12 protein-coding genes and 2 pseudogenes are annotated in these 9647 nt (G+C 69.3%); 6 read left to right on the forward strand and 8 right to left on the reverse strand.

The features are described 5' to 3' along the window. Positions 1–220: 220 nt before the first annotated feature. A complete protein-coding gene (locus E2651_RS17215; protein ID WP_135332046.1) occupies positions 221–589 on the reverse strand; it encodes an STAS domain-containing protein in 369 nt (122 codons plus the stop codon). A 250-nt stretch (positions 590–839) separates the two neighbouring features. Between E2651_RS17215 and E2651_RS17220 the strand changes: the two genes are divergently transcribed. Then, positions 840–1802 (forward strand): RNA polymerase sigma factor SigF, encoded by a 963-nt coding sequence (locus E2651_RS17220; RefSeq protein ID WP_135332047.1) that lies wholly within the window; start codon positions 840–842, stop codon positions 1800–1802. A 78-nt stretch (positions 1803–1880) separates the two neighbouring features. Here E2651_RS17220 and E2651_RS17225 read toward each other — a convergent pair whose 3' ends face one another. Together E2651_RS17225 and E2651_RS17230 are read right to left on the reverse strand one after the other, a co-directional pair. Then, a complete protein-coding gene (locus E2651_RS17225; protein ID WP_135332034.1) occupies positions 1881–2573 on the reverse strand; it encodes an aspartate/glutamate racemase family protein in 693 nt (230 codons plus the stop codon). Then, a complete protein-coding gene (locus E2651_RS17230) occupies positions 2570–3235 on the reverse strand; it encodes a TetR/AcrR family transcriptional regulator (protein ID WP_135332035.1) in 666 nt (221 codons plus the stop codon). The genes E2651_RS17225 and E2651_RS17230 overlap by 4 nt, the downstream gene beginning before the upstream one ends. Before the next feature lie 80 nt (positions 3236–3315). On the opposite strand from E2651_RS17230, the gene E2651_RS17235 reads away from it, so the two are divergent. Beyond that, the gene (locus tag E2651_RS17235; protein WP_135332036.1) at positions 3316–4326 is read left to right on the forward strand and encodes a zinc-binding dehydrogenase; all 1011 of its coding nucleotides are present in this window, start codon (positions 3316–3318) and stop codon (positions 4324–4326) included. A 21-nt stretch (positions 4327–4347) separates the two neighbouring features. On the opposite strand, the gene E2651_RS45295 is transcribed toward E2651_RS17235, so the two are convergent. Then, complete coding sequence (locus E2651_RS45295; RefSeq protein ID WP_348541642.1) at positions 4348–4629, reverse strand: barstar family protein; 282 nt, start codon at positions 4627–4629, stop codon at positions 4348–4350. Positions 4630–4717: 88 nt separating this feature from the next. On the opposite strand from E2651_RS45295, the gene E2651_RS45300 reads away from it, so the two are divergent. After that, positions 4718–5038, forward strand: a complete 321-nt coding sequence (locus E2651_RS45300) for a hypothetical protein (RefSeq protein ID WP_245238926.1) — start codon at positions 4718–4720, stop codon at positions 5036–5038. A 36-nt stretch (positions 5039–5074) separates the two neighbouring features. Here the strand turns inward: E2651_RS45300 and E2651_RS17245 are convergent, their stop codons facing one another. Next, positions 5075–5401, reverse strand: a complete 327-nt coding sequence (locus E2651_RS17245; protein ID WP_135332037.1) for a hypothetical protein — start codon at positions 5399–5401, stop codon at positions 5075–5077. Beyond that, positions 5402–5779, reverse strand: a complete 378-nt coding sequence (locus E2651_RS17250; RefSeq protein WP_135332038.1) for an ATP-binding protein — start codon at positions 5777–5779, stop codon at positions 5402–5404. It lies immediately after the preceding gene. Positions 5780–5892: 113 nt separating this feature from the next. Between E2651_RS17250 and E2651_RS45305 the strand changes: the two are divergent. Both E2651_RS45305 and E2651_RS17260 read left to right on the forward strand, forming a co-directional pair. After that, positions 5893–6015, forward strand: a pseudogene (locus E2651_RS45305) (XRE family transcriptional regulator); the annotation flags it as partial. Then, positions 6006–6146 (forward strand): annotated as a pseudogene (locus E2651_RS17260) (MerR family transcriptional regulator); the annotation flags it as partial. The pseudogenes E2651_RS45305 and E2651_RS17260, both read left to right, overlap by 10 nt. Before the next feature lie 60 nt (positions 6147–6206). On the opposite strand, the gene E2651_RS17265 reads toward E2651_RS17260, so the two are convergent. Continuing rightward, a complete protein-coding gene (locus tag E2651_RS17265; protein WP_135332039.1) occupies positions 6207–7094 on the reverse strand; it encodes a helix-turn-helix transcriptional regulator in 888 nt (295 codons plus the stop codon). Positions 7095–7239: 145 nt separating this feature from the next. Here E2651_RS17265 and E2651_RS17270 point away from each other — a divergent pair, with 145 nt between their 5' ends. Next, complete coding sequence (locus tag E2651_RS17270; protein WP_135332040.1) at positions 7240–8316, forward strand: NAD(P)-dependent alcohol dehydrogenase; 1077 nt, start codon at positions 7240–7242, stop codon at positions 8314–8316. A 6-nt stretch (positions 8317–8322) separates the two neighbouring features. Here E2651_RS17270 and hutI read toward each other — a convergent pair whose 3' ends face one another. Further along, positions 8323–9498 carry an imidazolonepropionase gene (gene hutI, locus E2651_RS17275; RefSeq protein ID WP_135332041.1) on the reverse strand — a complete coding sequence of 392 codons (1176 nt, stop codon included), beginning with the start codon at positions 9496–9498 and terminating at the stop codon, positions 8323–8325. Positions 9499–9647: the final 149 nt, after the last annotated feature.

The raw sequence follows: 9647 nt of genomic DNA on the forward strand, positions 1-9647 counted from the left end.
GACGTGACTGTCGACGCAACTTTCGACGGGACTTCTGACGGGACTTCTGACGAGACCTCTGACGAGACTTCTGCTGACGGATCCAGGGTGTCTCCTGCCCGGCCGAACCGTGAGAACACCCACTTATTCGGTGCGACCCGTGTGACGCTGGTAACGCGACGATCACGCAGAGACAACTGGCGCGTAACTCTTGGGTACGTTCCGTGAGCCGGCCACCCGTTCAGAGGGTCAGCGCCGCTTCTAGCGTCTCGTGGACGGTGAAGACCGCATCGGCCCCAGTGATCTCGAAGACCCGGGCCACCACCGGCTGCATCCCCGCCAAATGGACTCCGCCTCCCGCGGCCTCGGCTTTGAGCCGGGCTCCGAGGAGCACGTTGAGTCCCGTGGAGTCCATGAACTCCAGCCCCGAACAGTCGATGACAAGGCGCGAGAAGCCGTCGTCGAGGCAGCTCTCGAGTGGCTCACGCAACAAATCGGCGGTGTGGTGATCCAACTCACCCGCCGGAGTCACGACGGCACTCGGGCCCTCTCCTCGCACTTCGACCAGAAGTCGGCCCCGATGTGCGCTGCCGACCGTCCCGCGGTCCATTCCGTCACTCACTTCCGACCGTCGTGGCTGTTGATGACGCCCCCGAACATTACCGCCCTCTGTACGCCTCGGGTACCCGAACATCCCCCCGAATTCGGACATTTCGCCGCAGAACGCACTTGCGACCGGCCTGTGGAAGCGGGTAGGGGTAGAAGAGACAGCAATCAACACGGACGGCTTTGGAGGCGCCGCACACCGCAGTGCACGTATTGGCATCGGCAGCCATATGCCGAGAACGATGGAGGACACCATGTCACCCCGGCTCGACGAATCGCATACTGACCAAGCGACGTCGACACTCCCGCCGAACCGCATCGCGACAGCGATCCCGGGCCCCCGCACGGACGGCACTGCGGAAGTGTCTCCTGCCCCGCAGGCCGTGACAGACGCGGAAGCCCTGGAGCACGGGCTCGCCGATCTGCCCGAGATCCCGCCGTACGACGAGGTGGGGGCGCTGGATGCGAGGGCCCTGTCCAAGACCCTCTTCGAACGCCTCGAGTCGCTCGAAGAAGGCACGCACGAATACGCGTACGTCCGCAACACGCTCGTCGAACTCAACCTCGCCCTGGTGAAGTTCGCCGCCTCCCGGTTCCGCTCCCGCAGCGAGCCGATGGAGGACATCATCCAGGTCGGCACCATCGGCCTGATCAAGGCGATCGACCGCTTCGAGCTCAGCCGAGGCGTCGAATTCCCCACCTTCGCCATGCCGACCATCGTCGGTGAGATCAAGCGCTTCTTCCGCGACACGAGTTGGTCGGTGCGCGTGCCGCGCCGCCTTCAGGAACTCCGACTGGACCTCGCCAAGGCGGGCGACGAACTCGCCCAGCAGTTCGATCGCGCCCCCACGGTGGGCGAGCTCGCCGAGCGCCTGGGCATCTCCAACGACGAGGTCGTGGAGGGCATGGCAGCCTCCAACGCGTACACGGCCAGCTCGCTGGACGCCCAGCCCGAGGAGGACGACTCCGAGGGTGCGCTCGCGGATCGCATCGGTTACGAGGACCACGGGCTCGAAGGCATCGAGTACGTCGAGTCGTTGAAGCCGCTGATCGCCGAACTGCCGCCGCGCGACCGGAAGATCCTGTCGCTCCGCTTCGTCGCCAATATGACGCAGTCGGAGATAGGCGATGAGCTGGGGATCTCGCAGATGCATGTGTCGCGGTTGCTGTCCCGCACCCTGGTGCGGCTCCGCAAGGGGCTGACGGTCGAGGAGTAGTGGCCTCGCGCGTTGCCCAAGCTGTCCGCGATCGCCGGACGGGCTCAATGAATTGAGCCCGTCCGGCGATTGTTCCTGTCAGCTCTGCAGCGCGATGGCGACGGCCGCCTCGGCGTGGAGCCGTGTCGTGGGGAAGACCGGCACCGGGCTGTGCTCCTGCCCGATGAGGAGCTCGATCTCAGTGCAGCCGAGGATGACTCCCTGGGCGCCGTCGCGTACGAGGTCCGCGATGACCTCCTGGTACGCGATTCGGGACTCATCCCGTACCACCCCCACGCACAACTCTTCGTAGATCACCCGGTGGACGAGCGCGCGCCCTTCCTCGTCCGGCACCAGGACATCGAGCCCCCGCGCGGTGAGCCGGTCCCGGTAGAAGTCCTGCTCCATGGTGAAGGCGGTGCCGAGCAGCCCCACGCGCCATACGCCTGCCGCAAGGACCGCATCCGCCGTCGCGTCCGCAAGATGCAGCAGAGGCACGGACAGAACGCCCTGCACCTGGTCGGCGACCTTGTGCATGGTGTTGGTGCAGATCAGCACGAGATCGGCGCCGGCGGCCTCGACTCCCTTGGCGGCGCGGGCGAGCAGCTCACCGGCCCGCTCCCACTCCCCCGCGACCTGTAGCTCCTCGATCTCGGCGAAGTCGACGGAGTACAGCACGCAACGGGCGGAATGCAGCCCACCGAGCCGCTCCCGAACAAGTTCGTTGAGCAGCCGGTAGCACTCGGCGCTGGATTCCCAACTCATGCCGCCGAGCAGCCCGATGGTCTTCATGGACGCAGCGTACGAGAACCGGGCGTATCCGCGGCGGCCAATTCGAGGACGGTGGGGACCACGGCGAACGCCGCGTCCATGTGCGCGACCAGCGCCGCGCGGTCCTGCTCCCCGCCCGGAGTGGACCACTCCCTGAGCGCACCGCGCCAGGCGGACAGCATCAGCTCAAGGAGCAGCCGCACCGGCAGCGGGGCCTGGGCGGCCGAGCCGAGCCCGGTGACGGCGATGTCGACGACCTCGTCGGTGACCTCCGAGCAGTGCCGGAGGCTGTGGGCGTTGAGGGCCGGCGTGGCGTCGGCGAGGGCGCGGCTGGCGAGGAAGCGCCGCTCCCAGCCGTCCTCCATGCCCGCGACGGCGGCGTACAGCGAACGCTCGAAGACGGCGAGCAGTGACGTCTCCGCGCCGAAGTGGCGTTCCTTGATGTCGTCGGCATAGGCCCGCCACAGCTCCCGCTCGGGCGCGAGGGCGACGTCTTCCTTCGAAGCGAACGTACGGAAAAAGGTCCGCTTGGAGACCTCGACGGCCTCCACCAGCTCGTCGAGCGTGGCGGCCGCGAATCCCTTCTCCGAGAACAGCTCCAGAGCTGTCTCGACGAGGGCCCGCCGCGTACGCAGCTTCTTCCGCTCACGCAGCGGCATTTCGCCGGCCTTGCTCTCTACCATGGCGGCCACCCTACTCCCCTCGCCCCCCGTGAGCCTTTGCCCCTTGATGCCTTATGCCACTCAGTGGCATTATCTCCCGCATGCAAGCACTGACGATCGACCACGCGGCCCTCGGCCACCTGTCCCTCACCGAGGTCCCCGACCCGAACCTCACTCCCCACCAGGCACTTGTCCGCATCCACGCCTTCTCGGTCAACCACGGGGAGGCGGCGTTCGTCGTCCCGAACGCCGAGGAGGGCTCGGTCCCCGGCTGGGACGCGGCGGGAGTGGTGATCCGCGCCGCCGCCGACGGCACCGGCCCCGCACCTGGCACCCCAGTCGTCACGCTCGGACCCGCCGGAGCCTGGGCGGAGCTCCGGGCGGTCGACACGGAGCTGATCGGGAGGCTGCCGGAGGGGGCCGACTTCGGCGCGGCGAGCGCACTGCCGGTGGCGGCGGGCTCGGCACTCCGCGCACTGCGCCGCCTGGGCCCGATCCTGGGCCGCAGGGTGCTTGTGACGGGCGCGAGCGGGGGCGTGGGCCGATTCGCGGTGCAGCTGGCGGCACGCGGAGGCGCTCAGGTGGTGGCGACGACGAGCGACCCCGCGAACGGGGAGGTGCTGACCCACCTGGGGGCGCACGAGGTCGTGACGCCGGACGCGCTGAAGTCCGTCGAGCCGGTGCACGGAGTGATCGACGTGGTGGGCGGCCCTCAACTGGTCGCCGCGTACGACACGTTGGCCCCGCACGGAGTGCTGGTGGCGGTGGGCCACAGTTCGGGGGCCGGGGAGGACTTCCCCTTCGGCGCCCTGTTCGGGGACGCCGGCCGCCACGACCGCTCCCTGACGACATTCTTCCTGATGGACGACGCGGAGGGCCTGGGCGCCGACCTGGAGTGGCTGGCCTCACTCGTCGCCGGTGGCGAGCTGGACCCGCAGATCGGTCGCCGCGACGAGTGGGGCCGTACGCGGGAGGCTTTGGCGGCGCTGCTGGCCCGCGAGGTCGCGGGCAAGGCGGTGCTTGATATTCCGGGGGCGGCGATTCCGGGGGCGGCGATTCCGGTGGCGGCGATTCCGGTGGCGGCGATTCCGGTGGCGGCGTCGGGTCTTTAGCCGAGCGCACCACCCTCCGCTTCACCGCAAGAGGACCTCGATGCCGCGACCCTCGAAGATTCTCAGGAGCAGTTCGAAGAGGGTCCCGGTGTCACCCTCGACCGCGTGGTGGTGGACCAGATGTGACCTCGCGACATCGGAATGCTGCCATTCCAGGGTGAACGGAGGAGAGGCGCCCCAGCGGCCTCTGAGGCAGTCGTCCACTGCGTCGAGATTCCATCCGAAGTACCCGCCGGGACCATTGATCGCCTCACCCAGCGCACAGTAGAAGCTGTCGACATCGACGACTTGACGACCATCCAGGGCGAACGTCTGCCCCGGCTACCCGCTCCGAGCCGGGAAGCATCTGGTCGCACCAGAAGCGCACGGTGATATCGAGAAGGCCCGCACCATGCGCGGACGGTTTGACAGCTGTCGCAGTGACATCGTCGACGAAGTAGGAGCCCATCTCGATGCCTTCGGCGTCGAGGAGCGCCAAGTAGGCGTTTCCCGCAGACGCGCGTCGACCACCGAGATGATCGAGGCATTTCAGCAGCGGCCCCTGCGGCAAGCACCCCAGGAGTTCGACCTCCCGAAGATCGTCCTCCAACGGGACGAACAGACCTCGGGCCTCCCGCACGAAACCCCAGAAGTCGCTCTCGTCCCCATCGCCGGTCAGGGCGTACTTGCACCCGTGCGCTGCGTGGCCCGCTGCTTCCACTGCACCTCCTGAACTGGAGAGCCTACCGAGGCCAGAACAGACAGAGACTCAGACCAGGCTGCCGGGCAGGGCGACACCGTGGATCACGGCCGGACCGTATTCGACCCCCTCCAGCGCGAGGGCGAGGGCCAGCCGCCGTTCGGCCTGGAGCAGGCGGTTCTCGGCGGCACGGTAGTAGGGGCGGGTGAGGGGAGCCTCGCTGACGTCGATGGGTTGCCCCTCGGTGACCTCGCGGGCGTAGGGGCTGCGGGGGAGATTTCGGGGTCTGCGGTTCGACTGTCGGGGCCTCGGCGGCTGCGGCTCCGGCGCGGTGCCGCGGGCCCGGCGCTTACCCGTGCCGGGCGGCAGCAGCCACGTAAGCAGGCGGCGCAGCACCTAGCCCTCCGCCAACTCGCACCAGACGGTCTTGCTGTCGGGCCCCTGCTCGACGCCCCACCGCAGGGAAACCGCATCCAGCAGGGCGAGGCCCCGCCCCGTCTCGTCGTCCCCGGCCGCCTTCCGCTGCACGGGCCAGGCACGCGGATCCGGGTCGGTGACCGCGACTCGGATCCGGCCGGGGGCGCCGGTGACGCGGACGGTCACCGGTGTTCCCTCGCCGAGGTGCCGGATGACGTTGCTGAGCAGTTCGCTGACGCAGAGCTGTACGTCGGGGCGAGCGTCCAGGGTGCGGCGGAGTTCGGGGACCGCCTTGGGGACGGCGAGCAGGGAGAGTTCGAAGTCGAGGGTGGAGGAGGCGGGGACGGGGTCTCGCATGGGGGTACGCCTTTCCGTGCGCTCTGTGACGTTGCGGTCACACAGTGGTGCGGGGCGGCGTAACGTGACAGGGGTTTGGGTTCCACAGTGCGAAGTGTGGAAGGCGGTCAACTGTGGCGGCACGCAGGGACATTGACGGTTCGGCGAGTGTTCCCGCCTGCTACGGCAAGGAGCTGCGCTGGAAGCGGGAGGCGGCGGGCCGCACGCTCCAGGAGACCGTGGAGGGCAGCTACTTTCTGCGTTGTTCGAGGAGAAGATCCACGTCATCGACGTGCGCATGGGCGAGCTCGCCGCCCTGCGGGCCGACCTTGAGGTGCGCGTCGGCACCGGATGCCCGCTGCAGGCGACGACGGGCCTTGCCGGTTGACCCTGGCCGGCCGGCTGCCGGGTCATGCACTGAGGGAGCTGTCTCTGTCAGCGGCGCATCTCAACTGATCGGCGCTCCGGCCTGGGGCCGGTGGCCCGCCTGCCGGGCGATGCTGCGGAGCGCCGCCTCGGAGGGGGAGCCGGGTTCGGCGGTGTAGGTGATGAGGAAACGGTCCTGGTCGTCGGGCAGGTGAAGGTACTCGTACCCGAGCGTGAACCGACCGACCGCAGGGTGGCGCAGGGCGAAGTGGCCGTGCCTCTTGTCGCTCACGTCCTGGTCGGCCCATATGCGGCGGAAGTCCTCGCTCCCCGCCGACAGTTGTGCGATCAGTTCCACGTATGCCGGGTCGCCGGGGTGGCGCCCCATGCCCATACGGAGACAGGACGCGAGGCAACGGCTCTTCTCCTCCCAGTCCACGAAGCGGCTGCGGGCCTCTTGGTGGCAGAAGACCATCCAGAGTTTGTTGCGCTGCTCGGGCGGCAGCGCGCCGAAATCGGTGAAGAGCGCGGCGTACAGCGGGTTCCAGGCGAGGATGTCGGTCCGCCAGTTGGTGACGCACGCCGGGGTGTCGGCCATGGAGTCGAGCAGACGGCGCACCCCAGGACGCACCTGCCGCGCTTCAGCCCCCTGCGGTGCCGGTGCCGGAATCGGGCGGGCCGGGCCGGTCGCCCGGACGAGGTCGCGCAGATGGGTGTACTCGTCCCGGTCAAGCCGGAGCGCCGCCGCGACGGCGTCGACGACCGTATCCGAGACGTTGGCAGCGCGGCCCTGCTCGAAGCGCACGTAGTAGTCCACACTCACGCCCGCCAGCTGGGCCAGCTCCTCCCGCCGCAGCCCGGGGACGCGGCGCCGCTCGCCGTACTTGCTCAGGCCCGCGTCCTGCGGCGTCAGGCGTGCACGACGGGACCTCAGGAAAGCGCCAAGGGCCGGCGTCGCTCTGTGACTCATGCGGCCGATCCTAAGGGGGTTCCGGCAGACCCAGGATGGCCGGTACCCAGGAGAACCGCGGCCCTGGGTAACCGCTCCCAGCTGCAGAAACATGGCGGTCAGCAGCACATCGGCAGCACACACGAACGACCGGGAGACACCCCAGATGACCGCCGCACCCCTGACCGCCGTCCCGGCCTACGCCGCTCCGGAGCCGAAGGCTCCGCTCGAGCGCATCACCATTGCCCGCCGTCCGGTGGGCGAGCACGATGTCCTCATCGAGATCGCGTACTGCGGGATCTGCCGCTCCGACATCCACCAGGTCGAAGGGGACTGGGGACCGGCGCCCTTCCCGATGGTGCCGGGCCACGAGATCGCGGGCGTCGTCACCGAGGTCGGCCCCGCCGTCAGCCGGTACGCGGTCGGCGACCGGGTGGGCGTCGGCTGCTTCGTCGACTCCTGCCGCCGTTGCGACAACTGCCGGGCCGGCCTGGAGCAGTACTGCGCGCGGGGGACGACCAACACCTATCCCGCGGGCCCCGACGGCACGCCCGCCTACGGCGGTTACAGCACGCACATCGTCGTCGACGAGAACTACGTCCTGCGCATCCCCGAGGGCATCGGGCTCGCCGAGGCCGCGCCGCTGCTGTGCGCGGGCATCACGCTCTACTCTCCCCTCAGCCACTGGCAGGCCGGTCCCGGCAAGCGCGTCGCGATCGTCGGCATGGGAGGCCTCGGCCACCTGGGCGTCAAGATCGCCCGCGCCATGGGCGCCGAGGTCACCGTCCTGAGCCAGAGCCTGAGCAAGCAGGACGACGGAGTGCGCCTGGGCGCCGAGCACTTCCACGCGACCAGCGACCCGGAGACGTACCGGAAGCTCGCCAACTCCTTCGATCTGGTCATCAACACCGTCTCCGCCCCGCTGGACCTCAACGCCTACCTGGGCCTGCTCACCATCGACGGCACACTCGTCAATGTCGGCCTGTCGGCGGAGCCGACTCCTATCGGCCTGTTCTCCCTGATCGGAGGCCGCAGGAGCCTGGCAGGATCGATGCTCGGCGGCATGCGCGAAACCCAGGAAATGCTCGACTTCTGCGCGGTGCACCGGATCGGGGCTGAGATCGAGAGGATCGGGGCGGACGAGATCAACGCGGCGTACGCGCGCGTGCTCGCAGGCGATGTCCGCTACCGCTTCGTCATCGACGCGGCGACGGTGGCGGCGCCAGTCGCGGAGACGGCCTGACCGTCGTCAGCGCACGCGGGCACCCCGCCGCCACACCTCGCTGACCAGCGGAACCCCCGGCCGGTAGGCCAGGTGGACGTGGCTCGGGGCGTCGAGGAAGGCCAGGTCCGCGCGGGCGCCCGGCGTGACGCGGCCGATGTCCGCGCGGCGCAGGGCCGCCGCGCCGCCCGCCGTGGCCGACCAGATCGCCTCGTCCGGGGTCATGCCCATGTCCCGTACCGCCAGGGCGATGCAGAAGGGGACCGAGGATGTGAAGGACGAGCCTGGGTTGCAGTCCGTGGAGAGGGCCACCGTCGCGCCCGCGTCCAGGAGGCGGCGGGCGTCGGGCCATTCGGCTCGGGTGGAGAACTCCGCCCCCGGGAGGAGCGTCGCCACTGTGTTGCCTTGCGCCAGGGCGTCCACGTCCGCGTCCGTCAGGTGCGTGCAGTGGTCTGCGCTCGCCGCGTCCAGTTCCACCGCCAGTTGCACGCCCGGACCGTACGAAAGCTGGTTCGCGTGGACGCGGGGGTGCAGGCCGCGTGCCTTGCCCGCCGTCAGGATCGCGCGGGCCTGGTCGCCGTCGAACGCGCCCTTCTCGCAGAAGACGTCGATCCAGCGGGCGTGGGGGGCGCAGGCGTCCAGCATCTCGCCGGTGACGAGTTCGACGTACGCCGCCGGGTCCTCGGCGTAGTCCGGGGAGACGATGTGCGCGCCGAGGTACGTGACCTCGTCCGTGTGCCGGGCCGCGATGCGCAGGGCGCGGGCCTCGTCCTCCGTGTTCAGGCCGTAGCCCGATTTCGTCTCGAAGGTGGTGGTGCCCTGGCGGAGGGCCTCGCCGAGGTAGTGCTTGAGGTTTGCCTCCAGCTCTGCGTCCGTCGCCGCGCGGGTCGCCGCCACCGTCGTGCGGATGCCTCCCGCCGAGTACGCGCGGCCCGACATGCGGGCGTTGAACTCCTGGGTGCGGTCGCCCGCGAAGAGGAGGTGGGAGTGGGAGTCGACGAAGCCGGGGATGGCGGCTCGGCCCTGGGCGTCGTGGGTGGTGTCCGCTGCGGGGGCCTTTGCGGCGGGGCCGACCCAGGCCACGGTCTCGCCGTCCAGGATGACGGCGGCGTCCTGGATCAGGCCCAGAGGACTGCCGTCGCCCTGGGAGGGGTCGTTGGTGACGAGGCTGGCGATGTTGGTGATGAGGGTGGTGCTGGCCATGGGGGTCTCCGTGGTGGGGGGCTGAGGTCCGAGCGGGCTTCTTTCCCCAAGCCCGCCCCTTCCCGGAACCGTCTCTTATACACATATCCCAGCCCACGCGACGCCCCTTAAAATCCTTTGCCGTCTTCCTCTTGAAAAAAAAAAAAAAA

It is taken from the genome of Streptomyces sp. MZ04 (assembly GCF_004684775.1).
Taxonomy (GTDB): Bacteria; Actinomycetota; Actinomycetes; order Streptomycetales; family Streptomycetaceae; genus Streptomyces.